Origin of the sequence: Azospirillum picis (assembly GCF_017876115.1) — a bacterium.
Classification (GTDB): Bacteria; Pseudomonadota; Alphaproteobacteria; order Azospirillales; family Azospirillaceae; genus Azospirillum; species Azospirillum picis.
The window spans coordinates 13,178-32,333 of the sequence record NZ_JAGINO010000033.1 but is presented as its reverse complement, the minus strand read 5'-3'; the positions used below and the strand labels follow the sequence as shown (position 1 = coordinate 32,333).

The following is a 19,156-nucleotide window of genomic DNA, read 5'->3' as shown; positions in this document are numbered from 1 at the left end:
CACGCCCGCGTAAAGGAAGGCTGTAACCGGCGTGCGTCGGCCGGTGCCGACCGGTGGACAAAGCCGAAGCCCATGGGCTAAGCCATCCGCATCTGAGCCAAGAGATCGGATAGGACCCGTGACGAACAAAAGCGGCAAGCCCCTGCGCCTGGATTCGGCGACCGAGCGGCTGGTGGGCCGGATGTGGCGCGACTGGGTCCGGCCCTATCGCGGCCGGCTGCTGCTGTGCTTCCTGCTGATGGCGGTGGTCGCCGCCACCACCGGCGCGTACCCGCTGCTGATCGACCGGTCCTATGCCATGTTCGCGGCGCAGGACCGCGGGATGCTGGTGGCGATCCCGCTCGCCATCGTCGCGGTGACGATCATCAAGGGCCTGTCGCTCTACGCCCAGACCGTGGTGACCAGCGACATCGTCCAGCGGGTGATCGCCGACGTGCGGCTGTCGATGTTCGCCCACCTGCTGACGGCCGACATGGCACAGCTCCACGCCACCCCGACCGGCGCGCTGACCTCGCGCTTCATCAACGACGTCGACCTGATCCGCAACGCGCTGACCCGCGTGATGACCGGCCTGGTCCGCGACATCCTGACGGTGATCGCGCTGGTGGGGTCGATGTTCTACCTGGACTGGCTGCTGTCGCTGATCGTCTTCGTCATCTACCCGATCGCCGCCGTCCCGATCGTGCGGATCGGCAAGCGGCTGCGCCGCGTCTCGCGCGACACCCAGGCGCAGATGGGCGACATGACCTCGCTGCTGACCGAGAGCCTGTCGGGCGCGCGCATGGTCAAGACCTACTGCCTGGAGGATTACGAGCGCGCCCGCGCCGGCCGTGCCTTCCAGGACAATTACGCGCTGACCATGAAGGCGGTGCGCGCCCGCTCGCGCATCGACCCGATGATGGAGGTGCTGGGCGGCGTCGCGGTGGCGGGGGTGATCGCCTTCGCCGGCTACCGCATGACGATGGGCGAGGGGTCGGTCGGCGCCTTCTCCGGCTTCGTCGGCGCGCTGCTGATGGCGGCCCAGCCGGTGCGCGCCATCGGCACCCTGAATGCCGCGCTGCAGGAAGGGCTGGCCGCCGCCCAGCGCATCTTCGAGTTGGTCGACCAGGCGCCGACCATCCTGGAGCGGCCGGACGCCAAGCCGCTGGCCCTGACCAGCGGCGCCGTCGCGCTGCGTGGCGTCCGCTTCGCCTACGAGGCCGGCGGCGACACGCTGAAGGGCATCGACCTCGACGTGCCCGCCGGCAGCACGGTGGCCCTGGTCGGGCGCAGCGGTGCCGGCAAGTCCACCGTCTTCAACCTGATCCCGCGCCTCTACGACGTCACCGGGGGAGAGGTGCTGATCGACGGCCAGGACGTGCGCGGCGCCACCCTGCGCAGCCTGCGCGGCGCCGTGTCGATCGTCAGCCAGGACACCGTGCTGTTCAACGACACGGTGCGGGCGAACATCTGCTTCGGCCGGCTCGACGCCGGGATGGACGAGGTGGTCGCCGCCGCCAGGGCGGCGGCCGCGCACGACTTCGTCATGAAGCTGCCGGAGGGATACGACACGGTGATCGGCGACCGTGGCGTCAAGCTGTCGGGCGGCGAGCGCCAGCGGCTGGCGCTGGCCCGCGCCTTCCTGAAGGATGCGCCGATCCTGCTGCTGGACGAGGCGACCAGCGCGTTGGACAGCGAGTCCGAACGGCTGGTCCAGGCGGCGCTGGAGCGGCTGACCGCCGGGCGCACCACGCTGGTGATCGCCCACCGCCTGGCCACCGTGCGCAATGCCGACCGCATCGTGGTGATGGAAGGCGGCTGCATCGTCGAGCAGGGCACCCACGAGGCGCTGCTGGCCGCCGACGGCACCTATGCGCGGCTGAGCCGGCTGCAGTTCGGCGAGGACGAGGTGCGGGCGGGGGCGTGAGGGGTTCGCCTGCCCGCTCCCCGACCCTCCCCCGCTAACGCGGGAGAGGGTGCTTACGCGAAGCGGCGGCAGTCCCCTCCACCGCCAAGGGCGGGGGAGGGCCAGGGAGGGGGCTCGTGCCCTATCCCATCACCCCGCCGGGAACACCATCACCCGCTCCACCGCCATTGCAGCAGCGAGCTCCTGGCCCGGCTGGACGTCGACGTGACCGGGAAGGCGGGCGTGGATCTCGGTGCCGCCACCCGGAACGTCGAGGCACACGCGCGTCGCCGAGCCGAGGAAGCTCGCGTGGCGCACCCGCACCGGCACGGCGTCGGGCCGCACCCCCGGCGCCGCGAGTTCGAGGTCCTCGACCCGGCAGGCCACCTCCACCCGCGTGCCGCCCGGCAGGCCGGGGGCGGTGATGCGCCCGAGCGGCGTCACGATCTGGCCGTCCTGGACCAGCGCCTCGAAGCGGTTGACCTCGCCGAACAGCCGGGCGACGAAGCTGTTGGCCGGCTGCTTGTAGAGCGTCACCGGCGTGTCGGCCTGGACGACGCGGCCGGCCTGCATCACCACCACGCGGTCGCCCATCTCCATCGCCTCCTCCGGGTCGTGGGTGACGACGATGGTGGCGATGCCGCTGGCGCGGATGATCCGCACCACCTCCTCCCGCACCGAGCGCCGGAGCTGCTCGTCGAGCGCCGAGAAGGGCTCGTCGAGCAGCAGCACCTTGGGATCGCGGGCCATGGCGCGGGCCAGCGCCACGCGCTGCTGCTGGCCGCCGGACAGCGTGTGGGGGTAGGCGTCGGCATAGCGCGACAGCGCCATGGTCTCCAGCAACTCCGCCACGCGGCGGTTGCGCTCGGCCCGCGGCCTGTCGGCCTGGCCGAAGGCGATGTTCCCGGCGACCGTCAGGTGCGGGAACAGCGCGAAGTCCTGGAACATCATGCCGACCGGCCGGCGCTCGGGCGGCAGCGAGCGGTCGGGACTGCCGAGGACCGCCCCGTCCACCGTGATCGTCCCGGCCTGCACGGCCTCCAGGCCGCTGACGAGGCGCAGCAGGGTGGACTTGCCGCACCCCGACGGGCCGACGACGCAGACCACCTCGCGCGGGGCGACGGACAGCGACACGCCGTCGACCGCCGTCAGCCGGCCATACCGATGCGTGATGCCGGAGAGGACGACGGAGGGAGCGGGGGGCGGGGAGGTCGTCGGGGTCGTCATGTCACTTCCAACCGGCACGGTCCATGATGCGCAGCGCCTGCGGGGTGTAGGCGGCGAAGGCGGCGGCGTTGACGTCGGCGTGCCGGAAGCTGCCGAGCGCCACCAGCTCCGGGTGGGGCTGCACCGCCGGGTTTACGGGATACTCCATGTTCCCGTCGGCGAACATCCTCTGGGCGTCCGGGCTCAGCAGATATTCCAGGAGCTTGCGGGCGTTCTCGGCATTCTTTGAGGTCTTGACGACGCCGGCGCCGCTGAGGTTGACGTGGGTCCCGCGGTCGGCCTGGTTGGGGAAGATCACGCCGATCTTCTTGGCGACCTCGCGGTCCTCCTGCTTGGCCGAGGTGATGAACTTGCCGACATAGTAGGTGTTGGCGAGCGCGACGTCGCCCTCGCCGACCGCCACGGCGCGGATCTGGTCGGTGTCGCCGCCCTGGGGCGGGCGGGCGAGGTTGGCGACGAGGCCCTTCACCCACTCCTCGGTCTTCTCCTCGCCGTCCGCCTCGATCATCGAGGCGGTGAGCGCCAGGCTGTAGGGATGGGTGCCGCTGCGGGTCAGGACGCGGCCGTGCCACTCCGGCTTGGCGAGGTCCTCATAGGTCTTGATCTCGTCCGGCTTCACCCGGTCGCGGGCATAGACGATGATGCGGGCGCGGGTCGACAGGCCCCACCAGGCACCGCCGGGATCGCGCAGGTTCGCGGGGACCTTCACCGCCTCCAGTTCGGGCGAGGTGACGGGAAGCAGAAGCCCTTCCTTTGCGGCGGCGGCGAGGCGGCCGGCGTCGACGGTGATGAACAGGTCGGCCGGGCTGCTGCCGCCCTCGGACTTCAGGCGCTGGATCAGCTCGTCGTGGTTGCCTTCGATGATGTTGACCTTGATCCCAGTCTTCTTGGTGAAGTTCTCATAGATCGCGCGGTCGGTGTTGTAATGACGCGAATTGTAGATGTTGACTTCCTGTGCCTGGACGGACACGGCGGTCAAGGCGCCGACGGCGAAGGCGATCCCCGCGAACTTGCTCATGAACATTCTTCACTCCCGGACTGCGAACGACTCTCAAAATCACGGGAATGGATAACAGGTGCCGCCGCCGCTGTCGAGGCGCGGCTTCGGCTGAAATTTATGCGGACCTGTTATTGAAACGGACGCGAGGCGTCCCAATCGCGCCAGACGGTACGCCCGGTCAGTCGCTGTGTCCGGGACGCGACGCGGCGATGCTGCGGCTGAGATACATGACCGGCAGCAGGCCGACGAGCACGATGACCAGGGCGGGAAGGGCGGCATCGTCCAGCCGCTCCGTCGAGGCCATGCGGAACGCCTCGATCGCCAGGGTGTCGAAGTTGAAGGGCCGCAGGATCATCGTCGCCGGCAGTTCCTTGGTGATGTCGACGAACACCAGCATGGCGGCGCTGAGCAGGCTGGGACGCAGCAACGGCAGGTGCACCCGGCGCAGCACCTGCAGCGGCGTGTGCCCGAGCGACCGCGCCGCCCCTTCCAGGTTCGGCCCGATCTTGGCGAAGCCCGATTCCAGCGGGCCGTAGGCGACGACGAAGAAGCGGATGAGATAGCCGTAGAGGATGCCGGCGATCGTGGTGCCGAGGATGGCGCCGACCGGCCAGCCGGCCCAGTCGTGGGCCAGCCCGACCGAGATCAGGATGCCGACCGCGATGACCGTTCCCGGCGTGGCGTAGCCGAGCGAGGCGAGCTTCGCCGCCCCGGTGGCCAGCCCGCTGCGGTCGTGGCGCACGCCGTGGATCACCAGCAGCGCCACGCCGACCACCAGCAGGGCGCCCGAGGCCCCGAGGATGAAGGTGTTGACCGTCAGGTCGGTGAAGCGGGCCATCGTCAGTTCGGTGCCACCGCGCAGGATCATGCGGATCAGCACGGCACCCGGCAGCAGGAAGCCGAACAGCACCGGCGTCAGGCAGACGATCCAGGCCATCGCGGTGCCGCCGGCCGACAGGCGCGGGGCGGGCAGGGCGCGGTAGCGGCTGCTGGTCTGGTGGAAGCGCATGCGGCCGCGAGACAGCCTCTCCAGCCCGACCAGCGCCAGCACCACCAACAGCAGCACGGCGGCGAGCTGCGCCGCGGCGGCGGCGTCGCCAAGGGCGAACCAGGTGCGGTAGATGCCGACGGTGAAGGTATCGATGCCGAAATAGCGGACGGCGCCGAAATCGGCCAGCGTCTCCATCAGCGCATAGCCGACGCCGGCAACCAGCGCCGGCCGCGCCAGCGGCAGCGCGACCCGGCGGAACGCGCCGAAGGCGGTGCAGCCGAGCGTCCGGCTGGCCTCCAGCACGCACACCGACTGCTCAAGGAAGGCGGCGCGGGCCAGCACGTAGACGTAGGGGTACAGCACCGACGAGAGCACCAGCCCGGCGCCCCAGGCGGTGTGGATGTCCGGGAACCAGTAGTCCCGCCGCTGCCAGCCGAAGGCGGCGCGCAGCGCCGACTGCAGCGGCCCGGCATATTGGAGGAAGTCGGTGTAGGTGTAGGCCATGACGTAGGCCGGCATGGCGAGCGGCAGCAGCAGCAGCCATTGCAGGACCCCGCGGCCGCGGAAGTCGTGCATGGTGACGGTCCAGGCGCAGGCAACGCCGGTCACCAGCGTGACCACCCCGACGATGCCCAGCAGGATCAGGGTGTTGAGAATGTAGCCGGGAAGCACCGTCCGCGCCATGTGCCCCCACAGGTCGGTGGAGACGCCGGCGGCCTGGACGAAGACCGCGAGGATGGGAACCGCGATCAGCAGGGCGAGGAGGGCGGCGAACAGGCCGGAGAGGCCGATCCGGGACCACAGGCGACGGAGGGAGAAGGACGGGGAGCCAGGGGACTTCGCGTCGGTCGCCATCGCCATGCGGGGGGTGTCCTCGCTGTGGTGTGTGGGGGTGGTCAAGGCATTGCCCCCACCCTAACCCTCCCCTGCAGCAGCGGGGAAGGGTCGGGGTGGGGGCAGGGCGGCAGGGAGGGGGCGCCGGAGCCCGTTAGCTGGCTTCGGCGGCGCGCTGGTGGCGCTTGCGCTCGTTCGGGTCGAGATAGCGCTTGCGCAGGCGGATCGACTTCGGCGTCACCTCCACCAGTTCATCGTCGCCGATGTAGGACAGGGCGCGCTCCAGCGTCATCTGGATCGGCGGGGTCAGGCGGACCGCCTCGTCCTTGCTGGTGGTGCGGATGTTGGTGAGCTGCTTGCCCTTGATGACGTTGACCTCGAGGTCGTTGCCGCGGGTGTGCTCGCCGATGATCATGCCCTGATAGACCGGAACGCCCGGATCGATCAGCATCGGGCCGCGATCCTCGAGGTTCCACAGAGCGTAGGCCACCGCGGTGCCGTCGCTGTTGGAGATCAGCACGCCGGTGCGCCGGCCGGCGATGGTGCCCTTGTAAGGGGCGTAGCCGTGGAACAGCCGGTTCATGATGCCGGTGCCGCGGGTGTCGGTCAGGAACTCGCCCTGGTAGCCGATCAGGCCGCGCGACGGCGCATGGAAGACGATGCGGGTCTTGTTGCCGCCCGAGGGCCGCATCTCGACGAGGTCGGCCTTGCGCTCGGCCATCTTCTGCACGACGGTTCCGGAGAACTCCTCGTCGACGTCGACGACGACTTCCTCGATCGGCTCCAGACGCTGGCCGTTCAGCTCATCGGTCTTGAACAGCACGCGCGGGCGGCTGATCGCCAGCTCGTAGCCCTCGCGGCGCATCGTCTCGATCAGGATGCCGAGCTGCAATTCGCCACGGCCGGCCACCTCGAAGGCGTCGCCGCCCTCGGTGTCGGAGATGCGCAGCGCCACGTTGCCTTCCGCCTCGCGGAACAGGCGGTCGCGGATCATGCGGCTGGTGACCTTGTCGCCCTCGCGGCCCGCCAGCGGGCTGTCGTTGACCGAGAAGGTCATCGCCAGGGTCGGCGGGTCGATCGGCTGGGCTTCCAGCGGCTCGGTGACGTCCGGCGCGCAGATGGTGTCGGCCACCGTGGTGTTGGTCAGGCCCGCCAGGGCGACGATGTCGCCGGCATGCGCCTCGTCCACCGGAACGCGCTCCAGGCCGCGGAAGGCCAGCACCTTGCTGATGCGGGCGTTCTCGACCAGCTTGCCGTCGCGGCTCATCGACTTGACGGCCATGTTGACCTTGACCGACCCGGTCTGGATGCGGCCGGTCAGGATGCGGCCCAGGTACGGGTTCGCTTCCAGCGTGGTCGCCAGCATGGTGAAGGGCAGGTCTTCCTCGACCTTCGGGGCCGGGACGTGGTCGCGGATCAGTTCGAACAGCGGGGTCAGCGTCTCGCGGGCGCCGTTCTCCAGGTCCGTGGTCGCCCAGCCGTTGCGGCCCGAGGCGAACAGGGTCGGGAAGTCGAGCTGCTCGTTCGAGGCGTCGAGCGAGGCGAACAGGTCGAACACCTCGTCATGCACCTCGTGCGGACGGCCGTCGGGACGGTCCACCTTGTTGATGACGACGATCGGGCGCAGGCCGAGCTTCAGCGCCTTGCCGAGCACGAACTTGGTCTGCGGCAGCGGGCCTTCGGCCGCGTCGCACAGCAGCACCACGCCGTCGACCATGGAGAGGATGCGCTCGACCTCGCCGCCGAAATCGGCGTGGCCGGGGGTGTCGACGATGTTGATGCGCAGGTCGTTCCACAGGACCGACGTGCACTTGGCCAGGATGGTGATGCCGCGCTCGCGCTCCAGGTCGTTGGAGTCCATGGCGCGTTCGGCCACCTGCTGGTTCTCGCGGAACGAGCCGGCCTGCTTGAGGAGTTGGTCGACCAGCGTGGTCTTGCCGTGGTCGACGTGGGCGATGATGGCGACGTTACGGAGATTCATGGAGCCTTCGGTCTCGCAAGGGCACCCCCGACACGCAGCAGCGTCATGCCACAAACAACAAAAAGGCCCGCCGAAGAATTCGGTGGGCGCTGTCGGGGAAACTGTTGCGGCGCAATATATGGAATCGCGACAAAAACGCAAGCGCCGTGCCCTTTGGCCTAACGCGAATTTCCGGGATGGAGCTATGCGTGTCCGGCACTTACATTGGGGGCGATGACCCGCCTCGCTCCCGCTTTCCGACGCCCATCGTCCAAAGGACGGCCAGCCGATGCAGGATTTGCCGGCTCGCCGCCCTCCGGAACTCCCGTTCCGGACCGGCAGTCCAAGGCCCGTGCCGCGCCGCTGGCCGCAGTATCGCTGGCCGCCGTCCCCCTGATCGCCGCGCTGCTGCTGGCGCCGGCAGGCACCGGCCATGCCCAGGAGGCCGCCGTCGATCCCGCGCCCGATGCCGCCGCCGGTGCGGCGGCGCCGGAGGAGGAGACGAAGCCGGCCGGCGTCCGCTATGAGGTCGAGTTCGCCGGGGTCGAGGATGACGGGCTGCGCAACACCTTGCGCGACGCCTCGACGCTGGTGGAGTTGAAGGACGACCCGCCCCCCTCGCTGCTCGGACTGGAGCGGAGGGCGGACAACGATCGCGACCGCCTGCAGGCGGCGCTGCGGTCCGTCGGCTACTACGATGCCCGGCTCGACATCCGGATCGGCAATGCGCCGGCGGAGGCGCAGGGCGGCGCGCAGGCGGCGGCTCCGGAAGCATCTCCGCAGGGGGCCGTCCCGCCGCCGGCGGACGGCGCCGTGGCCGGGCAGCCGGTCAAGGTCACGATCGCCGTCACGCCGGGCCCGATCTACCATTTCAATACCATCGCCGTTCAGGGCGTCGGCGGATCGGCGCTGCCCAAGGAGGTGGCGACCGACGGGCTGGGTCTGGTCAAGGGCGGGCCGGCGCTGGCGCAGAAGGTGCTGGATGCGGAAGGGGAGCTGATCGGCCGGCTGAGCAAGCGCGGCTATGCCTTCGCCAAGGCGGCCGACCGCGAGGTCGTGGTCGACCACGCCGAGCGGACGATGGACGTGAGCTACACGGTCGATCCCGGCCCGCTCGTGCACTACGGCGCCACCCGCATCGAGGGACTGGACAAGGTCGACGAGGACTTGGTGCGCGGCCGCCTTGCCTGGAAGGAAGGGCAGGTCTTCGATCCGTCGGCCACCGACCAGGCGCGGCAGGACATCGCGGCGCTGCAGGTCTTCGACACCGTGCGCGTGCGCCTTGCGGACCAGCCGGGTCCCGACGGGGTGACGCCGGTGATCGTCAACGTCAGCGAGCGCAAGCGCCGCTTCATCGGGGCCGGCCTGACCTACTCGACCCAGGACGGCATCGGCACCAACGCCTACTGGGGGCACCGCAACCTGTTCGGCGGGGCGGAGAGGCTGCGGGTCGGTGTCGACATCGCCCGTGTCGCCGGCTCGTCCGGCGGCACCGCGAGCAGCGGCAACAACCTTCCGGACCTGCGCTTCAGCGTCGACTTCACCAAGCCGGACTTCCTGGCGCTGAAGCAGTCGCTGAAGGTCAGCTTCGCCGTGGTCAACGACCAGCCGCCGGCCTACAGCCGCGTCGCCTCGGAGCTCGCCGTCAAGCTGGAGCGGCCCTTGACCGACCAGTTGACCATCAGCTACGGCGTCAGCGGCGAGCGCGGGCGGGTGGAGACGGAAGACCGGACCTACCAGACCGCCTTCATCGGCGTGCCGCTGGGGGCCGCCTGGAACGGCACCGACAACCTTCTGAACCCGACGTCGGGCCAGCGCGCGTCGCTCCAGCTCACGCCGTGGTTCCCGGTCGGCGGCGACAGCGATTCCCCTTTCACCACGGTGCTGCTGAACGGCTCGACCTATTACGACTTCGGCAACGAGGGGCGCTACGTCGCCGCGGCGCGGATCGGCCTCGGCAGCATCCTGGGGTCGTCGCTGTCGCAGATCCCGCCGGACCACCGGTTCTATGCCGGCGGCGGCGGCTCGGTCCGCGGCTACGGCTTCCAGAAGGCCGGACCGCGCGACCGCTTCCACGACCCCTCCGGCGGCCGGTCCCTGCTGGAACTTGGGGCGGAACTGCGCATCAAGGTGACGGAGACCATCGGGGTGGTCCCCTTCGTCGATGCCGGCACCGTGTATGATTCCGCCTATCCGGACTTTTCCGAGCCGCTGCGCGTCGGGGCCGGCGTCGGCGTGCGCTACTACACGGATTTCGGCCCGCTGCGGGTCGATGTCGGCTTTCCCCTCAATCCGGCCAGCGGGGATGCCCGCTGGCAGCTCTACCTCAGCCTGGGACAGGCGTTCTGACATGGCGCCCGTCTCCATCCGGGGGCGGCGGGCGCCAGGCACGCGCCCGTGCCATGGTGCCGCCCCATTTGATGGGGACGTTCGGGGACAGCGAATGTTGAGGTCGGGAATGTTGAAGTCGGGTTGGCGTTTTCGAAAGGGAAGGGTGTGACGGCGGTACGTTTCCTCCTGGCCGGGCTGGCGGTGCTGGCCGGTCTGCTCGCCGCCCCGCCGCGGGCGCAAGCCTTCTCGCTGTTCGGTGATTCGACCAGGGAATGGCTGGTCGAGAAGATCGAGGGGGCCGTCGAGTCCCCCGACATGCACCTGAAGCTGGGCGCCATCGAAGGCAGCATCCCGACCGATTTCACCTTCGCCACGGCCACGCTGGCCGACAGCCAGGGCGTCTGGCTGACGATCGAGAAGCTGCACGTGGTGCTGTCCCCTTCGGCGCTGCTGACGCGGCGGGCGAAGATCGACGCGCTCGAGGCGGCCTCGATCACGGTGACGCGCGCGCCGGTCAGCACCCAGCCGGCCGCGCCGGCCGAACCCGGCCAATCGGTCCTGCCCGACCTGCCGGTCGGGATCGAGCTGGACAAGCTGGTGGTCGAGCGGCTGGAGCTTGGACCGGCGCTGCTGGGAGAGCCGGCGGTGCTGCGCATCGGCGGCTCGGCCAAGCTGGAACGCAGCGGCGGCGCCCTCGATGCCAAGCTCCAGGTTGCCAGGATCGACGACAAGCCGGGGCAGGCCGATGTCGTCGCGCTGTTCGACCCGGAGAAGAACACGCTGAACCTGTCCATCACCGCGTCCGAGCCGGCCGGCGGCGTCATGGCCCGGGCGCTCGCGCTCCCCGGCCTGCCGCCGGTCGACATCGTGCTGAAGGGGGACGGCACGCTCGACGACTGGAGGGGCACCCTGACCGCCGCGGCCGGCGATGCCGGCAATCCGACCGGCAATCTCGCGGCCGACGCCACCATCCGGAAGGGTCCCGACGGCCACGCGCTGACGCTGACCGCGGGCGGCAACATCGCCCCGCTGCTCGCCGGGCTGGCGGGCGAGACCGTGGTCCCCCTGGTCGGTCCCAGTCCGGCGCTGAACGCCACCATCGTCCGCTCGCCGTCGGGCGCCATCACCGTGTCGCCGCTGGCGCTCACCGCCGCCGCGGCGACCGCCACGGTGAGCGGCGACATCGCCGCGGACTTCAGCCGCATGGCCCTCCGCTGGACCGTCGAGGCCGGGCCGGAGTCGACGCTGCACCCGCTGGTGCCGGTGTCCTGGCGGGAGGGCGTGATCGAGGGGTCGGCCGAGGGCGCGCTGAACGCGCTGACGGTGGCGGTCAACGCGACGCTCCGCGACCTCGCCGGCGACGACCCTGCGCTGTCCCGGCTGACCGGTCCGGAAACGGTGCTGACCGCCCGTGCCCAGGTCGATACCGGCAGCGGCAGCATCGGGTTGCAGACGCTGACCCTGACCGCCGCCGCCGCCCGCGCGTCGGCGGAAGGACGCGTCGGCGGCTGGGGCCAGACGGCGGACCTGACGCTGTCCGCCTCCGCCGACGACCTGTCGGCATTGTCCGGCCTTGCCGGGCGGCCGCTCGCCGGCGCGGTGACGCTGGCGGGGCCGGTGCGGCGCGGCGCCGACGGAACCGTGACCGCCGAGTTGAAGGGGGACGCCGAGCGGCTTGCCACCGGCACGCCCGCCGACGGCGTGCTGGGCGACAAGGCGTCGCTGTCGCTGGCGGCGCAGATGGAGCCGAATGGCGCGATGCGCCTGACCGACCTGACGGTGGACGGCCGCAACGGCCGGCTGATCGGGACGGCGGCGCTGGCGGACAACCGGGTCGATGCCCGGACCAACCTGACCGTGACCAGGCTGGAGCCGCTGGGCGGCGCGCTCGGCACCCCGATGGCGGGATCGGCGACGCTGGAGGCCGCCGCCCGTGGTCCGCTCGACGCCATCGAGGCGCAGGCGACGCTCAACGCCCGCGATCTCGTGGTGCAGGGCCGCCGGCTGGGCGCCACCGAGGTCAAGGCGACCGCCGCCGGACTGCCCGGTACGCCCAACGGCACGGTGGCGGCGCGCACGCATCTGGACAACACGCCGCTGACCCTGGACGGACGCTATGCCCTGCGCGACCAGGAACTGCGGCTCGACGGGCTGTCGGTGGCCAACGGCAACAACCGCATCACCGGCGAGGCGCAGGTGGCGCTCGACACCCTGCTGGCGACGGGCCGCCTGGAGGGCAGCCTGCCGAATCTCAAGGGGCTGTCGGAGCTGGCCGGCGTACCGCTCGGCGGCGGCGCCAAGTTCACCCTGGCGTTGGACGGCAAGAGTGGAAAGCAGGCGGCGTCGCTCAACGCCGATGCCAGCAACCTTCGGGTGGAGGGGGAGGGCGGCCCGCTGCTGACCGCCGGCCGCCTTGCCGCCCGGGCCGAGGTCGCGGATGCGCTCGGGGTCCCCAGCGGCCGGGCGCGGCTGGAGATGGGCGACGGATCGGCGGCCGGAAACCCGCTGCGCTCGGTCACCGCCTCGGCCGAGGGATCGCTGTCCAAGGCGACCTTCCAAGCCAATGTCGCCGGCGCCGGCGACCGTCCGATCGGTCTCGACCTCGCCGGCAACCTCGCGCAGGAGAGCGCCGCGACGCGCATCCGGCTGGAGCGGTTGCAGGCGCGCTATGCGGGCGAGGACCTGCGGATGACCGGCCCGGCCACCGTCCTGCTGGCCGAGCGCCGCTATGAAGTGCAGGGGCTGCGGCTGTCTTCGGGCAATGCCCGCCTGGCCGCCGACCTCGGCCTGAACGGCGAGCGGTTGAATGGCGAGGTGACGGTAGACCGGCTTCCGCTGGCGCTGGCGAAGCTGGCGAGCCCGACGCTTCTGCTCGACGGCGTCGCCAACGCACGGGCGACGCTGGGGGGGACGGTGCGCAACCCGCGCGCCGACGCGACGCTGCGCGTCAGCGGCCTGAAGGCGCAGCAGACCACGCGGGCCGGGCTGCCGGGCATCGATGCGACGGTGGATGCGCAATGGCGCGATCGGCGGCTGGTGGTGAACGGGCGGGTGGGGATGCCGCGGAACGCCGGTGTGCTGACGGCCAATGCCGCCCTGCCGCTGGTGATGAACCCGGACAACTACGCGGTCGGCGTGCCGCCGAACGGCGCCGTGGAAGCCGCCGTGAACGGCACCCTCGACCTGTCTCTCGCCAACGACCTGCTCGCCTCCTCCGGCGACCGGGCGCGCGGCACCCTGCGGCTCGACGTGCGGGCCGGCGGTACGGTCGCCAAACCCTCGCTCGGCGGTTCGGTGACGCTGGCCGGCGGACGCTACGAGAACAGGGCCTCGGGCGCCGTCATCACCGACATCGAGGCGCGGCTTGTCGGAGACGGGGACGTCTTCACCATCCAGTCCTTCCGCGGACGCACCCGCAACGGCGGCGCCATCAGCGCCAGCGGCGTGATCCGTCCGGCCGCGGCCGCGGACCAGCAGCTTGACATCGCGCTGAAGGCCGACAACGCCCGCTTGGCGGAAATCGATCTGGCGACGGCGGAAGTCGGTGCCGACCTGAGGCTGACCGGCGGCTTTACCAATGCCCGGCTCGCCGGGCCGGTGGTCATCCGCCGCGCCGAGATCCAGATTCCCAACCGCATGCCCGCCAACATCGCGACCCTGGAGGTGAAGGAGGTGGGCAAGGGACGGCCGCGCGGCACCACCCAGGTGGCCACGGCCAACGGCACGCGGCAAGCGCCGCGCCCCGATGCGGCCGAGGCGCCGCCGTCGCCCTTCGTGCTGGCGCTCGACATGACGGTGAACGCACCGAACCAGATCTTCGTGCGCGGGCGCGGGGTGGATGCCGAATTGGGCGGCAACCTGAAGATCGCCGGCACCGCCAACGCTCCGGCGGTCACCGGCCGCTTCTCCATCCTCAAGGGCAGCCTGAACCTGCTCGCTCATGACTTCGAGTTCAAGCGCGGCATCTTCGACTTCGACGGCACCACGCCGATCGACCCGCGCCTCGACCTGCTGGCGGAGGCGACGGCCAACGGCATAACCGCCGACGTGGTGGTGAGCGGCACCTCCCGCCGCCCCAAGATCGAACTGACGTCGCCCCAGGGATTGCCGCAGGACGAGGTACTGGCCGGCGTGCTGTTCGGCAAGTCGGTCGGCGATCTGAGCGCCGGGGAAGCGGTGCAGCTCGCCCAATCGGCAGCGGCGCTGGCCGGCTTCGGCGGTGGCGGCGGCATCCTGGACAAGGTGCGCCGCGGCCTCGGCGTCGATCGCCTCGATTTCACCGCAGGCGAGAACGGCAAGGGCGGTGCGGTGCAGGCCGGCCGCTATGTCAGCGACCGCGTCTATGTCGGCGTCGAGCAGGGGATCGGCGCGAACCAGACCCGGGCCAAGGTGGAGGTCGACATCACCAAGAGCATCAAGGGTCAGGCGACGGTCGGCGCCAACTCCGAAACCCAGTTCGGCGTCACGTTCGAACGGGACTACTGAGGCGGCGGGTGGCGGCTACCCGCCGACGACAATGCGGGCGTGCGACGGCACCGGTACGATTCCGTCGACCGCCTGCGCCGCAAACCGGCGGGCGATGTCGGCCTCGATCGCCGCCCGGCGGTCCGGGGGCAGGCCGTCGAGCCGATGGCCGAAGCTCATCTCCAGCGCGGCACGCCAGAAGGGCTGGTCCGCCGGGGCCTTCCGGACCGGGGTGAGGTCGCTTTCCGCCGTGCTGGTGAAGCCGGCGGCCTGGAGGAGCGCCGACAGCCGCCCCGGCCCGGCAAACCGGAACAGCGGATCGAGGCTGCCGTCCTCGCCCAGGTGACCGGCCACCACGGCGCCGATCTCGGCGAAGAGGCCGTTTCCCGACCGCGGTCCCCACACCATGAAGGCGGCCTTGCCGCCGGGGCGGAGCACGCGGCGCACCTCGCGCAGTGCGGCTTCGACCGGCGGCACGAACATGATGCCGAAGCGGCAGGTGACTCGGTCGAAGGCCGCGTCGGCGAAGGGCAGCGCCGTCATGTCCGCCGCCGCGAAGGAGGGCGCCGGACCGTCGGTGCCGCGGACACGGCGGATGGCGCCGGTCATCATGCCCGGCACGAGGTCGCTGCCCACCACGAGCCCGGCCGGTCCTGCCCGACGGGCGGCGCTCAGCGCCGGTTCGCCGGCGCCGGAAGCCAGATCGAGCAGCCTCTCCCCCTCGACGAGGCCGACGGCATCCAGCAATGGCCGGTTGAGCTTGTCGGCGAGATCGGCCATCGGGTCGGCCCAGCGGTCCCAGGCATCGGCGCTGGCGGTCCAGCGCTCTCGCTCGCGGGTGGCGTCCGGACCATCCGGATCGGGGGGACTCCCGGAAGGAGCGGCGCCGGGCTGTGGGTGGACGGTCAATGGAGGAGCCTTGCCGTGCCTGCCGGACGTCGTGCGCTGTCGCTGTCGTTCAGGCGCTCGCCAAGCGCCGTCATCTCGTCCGACAACTTGCGGTTCGCGTCGGTCAGTTGCTGGATGCGGGTTTGTGCCGCCTGATGCTGTGCCGACAGGGCCGCCATGGTGTCGGACAGGCGGCCGATCTGCTGCGACTGGCGGGCCACGGTCTGGTTCAGGCTGTGGCGCATGGAGCCGAACGCCGCCAGCACCACGAGGCTGATGGTCACGCCGGCCACGATGGCGACGATGCTGAGGCCTGTAAACCAGTCCATGGAACGGAAGCTTCCGCCCAATCCGCCGGCGGGTCAAGCCGCCAAACGGGTCCCCGCGCGCCGGGCAAACGCCCGCGGCTGCCTGATCGGCCGGCCCGGACGGCAAAAAGGCCCGGCACCTTGCGGCGCCGGGCCCTTCATGACATCGGATCGCCTGACGCCGGAGGGCGTGGAGGGGGCCGGAACCTGCGGGTCAGCCCACGGCGCCGTTCACGGGGCGCTCGACCTTCAGGCGCAGTTCCTTCAGGTGGTCGCCGAAAGCCCGGAGCACGGGAAGGATGCGCTGGGCCTGGTCGCCGGTGACGTGGGCGTCGGTCTTGAGGACGATGGTGGGCGCCTCGCTCATCAGGCGCTTGGCGCGCATCGGCCCGACCTTGTCGTCGAGGAACATGGCCATGCCCATGAGGATGCCCAGGGTGACGTCGTCCGGCGCCTTGGGCAGGGCCAGGATGTCGTGCAGTTCGTTCAGAAGGGTGTGGGCGACGATGGAGGTGCGTTCGATGGTATCGACGTCGGCGGCCATGGGCATCGGGCGGGTCCTCGGGGAACGTTCGAGTGAAACGCTGCGGGTGTCGCCGGACTGCGTGGGGCGTCCGGCACCCGCGAAATCCGTCGAGTCCCGAGGGTAATGGTCACTTTATGACCAAAGTGTTAACCAACCATCCTCCGAGTCGCCCCGAGTCGCTTTTTTCCGATTCGCAATCCTGCGTTCTCAACGCTTTCCGCCGCCGCGCGCTTTGGGGGTAAGCGACAGTTCCGCCACCTCCTCTCGCGTGCTGCTGACCAGCCCGGCCGACTGCGTGATGTCACGGTTGAAGGGGTGGTAGTTGCGCGCGTACAGGGTGTGTAGCTTGGCCACGTAATCCTGCGTCTCGCGGTAGGGAGGGACCCCCTTGTACTGGAGCACCGCCCCTTCGCCCGCATTGTAGCCGGCCAGCGCAAAGGTCACGTTCCCGTCGAAATAGGCCAGCAGCCAGCGCAGGTACTTCATGCCGCCACGCAGGTTCTGTTCCGGGTCGTAGGGCTTGGTGACGCCGAACCGCTCGGCGGTTTCCGGGATCAACTGCATCAGGCCCATGGCGCTCTTCTCTGACACCGCGTCGACGCGGTAGCCGGATTCCACCGCGATCACCGCCAGCACGAGCTCCGGGTCGAGGCCGTAGGTCGGCGCCATCTTCTGCACCATCGCCTGGATCTCCGCAGGAGGCTTGCGGATCACGCCCCAGCGGATGCTGGGAGGTTCGCAGCGGTCCGGTGCCTTCGCATTCGCCTTCGGCTGGCCGACGAGCTGGACGGCCTGCTCGCTGCCCAGCGCGGCGGCCTTGCGCAGCCATGCCCGTCCGAGTTCGGCGTCCTTGCCGACGCCTCCCACCCCGCCGATGTGCATGCGCCCGGCCATTAGCGCGGCGTCGGCGTAATCCTGCCGGGCGGCGCGGCAATAGAGCGCCAGCGCCATCCTTGAATCGTTCTGGACGCCGTCGCCACGCTCGTAATGCTGCGCCAGTTCAAATTGTGCCCGCGCGCTTCCCTTGCCCGCCAGGGCCTGTAACGCCGCAACCGTCCGCTCGGCGACGCCGGCCTGGGCCGGTGTCGTCGCCAGAAGGCCTGGGAGCAGAAGGCCCGCCGCCAGCATTGCGATGCACGTCGAACGGAAAGTGCGCGCCCTGGTCCGGGTGCCGGCCCGGCCGGCCTGCGGTGCGGACGGCGTACCGCAAAGGTTCATGTGGTGGTCCACGCGACCCCCCTGTATCATTTTATTGATGCGATCGGAGAACATCGAAAGGACAGCCGCCGACTTCCCGGCGATTGACCGACAGACGAGACGGTCGAATGCGGTATAGGCTGAACCGCCGAGTGGAAGGCGCCGTAATACATCGCTGGAAGTGCTTGATGTGGCGCAGCCAATAGAAAATCCGCAGGCCGACCGGTGATTGCCGTTCGGTCTTTTTATTTTCATCTCGTTCATGCGTCCTCCAGTGGTGCTGGAGACATAACGAATGAACAAGTTTTGTGCCAACACCCGAACGGCGACAGCGGTGGGATACAAGGGGTACTCTGGCCACATTGAATAGCGCACTAGCCTTTTTCCCAACTGGCGGGTGCTTTGTCCGCTCATTACGTACGGATCGGGCCAGATAATCGGCTGCAAATTCGACACCCCGGTATGAAGGGCAAATCTTCGTACCGGGGCTGTCGCGCCGGAGGCTCCGGCGGCGCAAAACCACCTGCGCCGCTGCGGCGTACGGCATTGAAGGAGGCATCGTTTTACCGATGGCGAACCACGTCGCGACCACCGTGAGCCACCGAATGCGCAGCCCGGCTCCGATCGAGCCGGCAGCTTTCGGAGCAGAGGCCGTCGGCCGGACCCGCTCGGACAGTGCGCCGGACTTCACGGAACAAGACACCGACCCGAATGCTGGCCGGCCCAGCGCGAACGGCAGCAGCGGTGATGCCGATTTCGACGGCGAACAGGATCTGGATGCGTCCGCGGACCGGGATGGCGCTGCGGTTGCCGAGGACGAATACCGCCCCGATCCGAACGCACCGCCCGACCCGGCGGTGATCCGCCAGATAGAAGAGGAAATTCCGCGGCTCCGCCGCTTCGCCCGCGCCATGGTCCGCGACGCCACCCTTGCCGACGATCTTGTCCAGGAATGCCTGGAGCGGGCGCTGTCGCGCCTGCATCTCTGGCGTCCGGGGACGAATCTGCGGGCCTGGCTGTTCACGATCCTGCGCAACCTGCACATCAACGGCGTCCGTCGCCGCCAGCCGGTGGTCGACATCGACGCGGAGGCCCAGGCGGCGATCGGGGCCGCACCCGGGTCGCAGTTCGTGCGGATGGAACTGCGCGACCTGCGCCGTGCGTTGGGGCTGCTGCCGAACGAGCAGCGTGAGGTCGTGCTTCTGATCGGGCTGGAGGGCATCTCCTACAACGAGGCGGCCGACATTCTCGGCATCTCGATCGGCACCGTGAAATCGCGCCTGTCCCGCGGGCGCCGCGCACTCCGCCTGCTGATGGAAGGGGAAAGCCCGGACGACGACAGCGACGCCTGAGGCCCACCGCGCCATGCCGCCGGGCGGCTGGCGGGTCCGCAAGCAGGATCGCCCCTGCGGGGTCGGCTCGGGGTTGGCTGAAATCCGTCGAGTGGGCGCTGGGGGAAGCCCGAGTGGAACGCGACTGAAACGAGGGGGTGTCCAGATCGCGGGCGCCCCCTTCGCTTTTTCCGGAGCACCTGTCCGCCATCGG

Annotated in this window: 12 protein-coding genes; 4 read left to right on the top strand and 8 right to left on the bottom strand. The window is 70.2% G+C overall.

The window, feature by feature from the left end:
• Nucleotides 1–118: 118 nt before the first annotated feature.
• A complete protein-coding gene (locus tag J2850_RS28985) occupies nucleotides 119–1,906 on the top strand; it encodes an ABC transporter ATP-binding protein (protein WP_209990268.1) in 1,788 nt (595 codons plus the stop codon).
• 129 nt (nucleotides 1,907–2,035) lie between these two features.
• On the opposite strand, the gene J2850_RS28980 is transcribed toward J2850_RS28985, so the two are convergent.
• From J2850_RS28980 to typA, 4 genes are all read right to left on the bottom strand, one after another.
• On the bottom strand, nucleotides 2,036–3,112 hold the full coding sequence (locus J2850_RS28980; RefSeq protein WP_209990265.1) for an ABC transporter ATP-binding protein: 1,077 nt from the start codon (nucleotides 3,110–3,112) through the stop codon (nucleotides 2,036–2,038).
• A gap of 1 nt (nucleotide 3,113) precedes the next feature.
• Nucleotides 3,114–4,130, bottom strand: coding sequence for a Fe(3+) ABC transporter substrate-binding protein (locus J2850_RS28975; RefSeq protein WP_246513734.1), 1,017 nt, complete (start codon nucleotides 4,128–4,130; stop codon nucleotides 3,114–3,116).
• A 160-nt stretch (nucleotides 4,131–4,290) separates the two neighbouring features.
• Nucleotides 4,291–6,003: an ABC transporter permease gene (locus J2850_RS28970; RefSeq protein WP_246513733.1), complete on the bottom strand. Its 1,713-nt coding sequence runs from the start codon at nucleotides 6,001–6,003 to the stop codon at nucleotides 4,291–4,293.
• Nucleotides 6,004–6,091: 88 nt separating this feature from the next.
• Entirely contained in the window at nucleotides 6,092–7,918 is a 1,827-nt protein-coding gene (typA, locus tag J2850_RS28965; protein WP_209990258.1) for a translational GTPase TypA, read from the bottom strand.
• 213 nt (nucleotides 7,919–8,131) lie between these two features.
• On the opposite strand from typA, the gene J2850_RS28960 reads away from it, so the two are divergent.
• Together J2850_RS28960 and J2850_RS28955 are read left to right on the top strand one after the other, a co-directional pair.
• Nucleotides 8,132–10,246, top strand: coding sequence for an autotransporter assembly complex protein TamA (locus J2850_RS28960; protein WP_209990251.1), 2,115 nt, complete (start codon nucleotides 8,132–8,134; stop codon nucleotides 10,244–10,246).
• Nucleotides 10,247–10,393: 147 nt separating this feature from the next.
• A complete protein-coding gene (locus tag J2850_RS28955; protein WP_307354578.1) occupies nucleotides 10,394–14,713 on the top strand; it encodes a translocation/assembly module TamB domain-containing protein in 4,320 nt (1,439 codons plus the stop codon).
• Nucleotides 14,714–14,728: 15 nt separating this feature from the next.
• Here the strand turns inward: J2850_RS28955 and J2850_RS28950 are convergent, their stop codons facing one another.
• From J2850_RS28950 to J2850_RS28935, 4 genes are all read right to left on the bottom strand, one after another.
• Nucleotides 14,729–15,601 carry a class I SAM-dependent methyltransferase gene (locus J2850_RS28950; protein WP_246513732.1) on the bottom strand — a complete coding sequence of 291 codons (873 nt, stop codon included), beginning with the start codon at nucleotides 15,599–15,601 and terminating at the stop codon, nucleotides 14,729–14,731.
• Nucleotides 15,598–15,909 (bottom strand): hypothetical protein, encoded by a 312-nt coding sequence (locus J2850_RS28945; protein WP_209990246.1) that lies wholly within the window; start codon nucleotides 15,907–15,909, stop codon nucleotides 15,598–15,600. The genes J2850_RS28950 and J2850_RS28945 overlap by 4 nt, the downstream gene beginning before the upstream one ends.
• Before the next feature lie 193 nt (nucleotides 15,910–16,102).
• Nucleotides 16,103–16,438, bottom strand: a complete 336-nt coding sequence (locus J2850_RS28940) for a hypothetical protein (protein WP_209990243.1) — start codon at nucleotides 16,436–16,438, stop codon at nucleotides 16,103–16,105.
• A 183-nt stretch (nucleotides 16,439–16,621) separates the two neighbouring features.
• A complete protein-coding gene (locus tag J2850_RS28935; RefSeq protein WP_246513731.1) occupies nucleotides 16,622–17,875 on the bottom strand; it encodes a transglycosylase SLT domain-containing protein in 1,254 nt (417 codons plus the stop codon).
• A 305-nt stretch (nucleotides 17,876–18,180) separates the two neighbouring features.
• Here J2850_RS28935 and J2850_RS31570 point away from each other — a divergent pair, with 305 nt between their 5' ends.
• The gene (locus tag J2850_RS31570) at nucleotides 18,181–18,963 is read left to right on the top strand and encodes an RNA polymerase sigma factor (protein WP_211114050.1); all 783 of its coding nucleotides are present in this window, start codon (nucleotides 18,181–18,183) and stop codon (nucleotides 18,961–18,963) included.
• Nucleotides 18,964–19,156 lie beyond the last annotated feature (193 nt).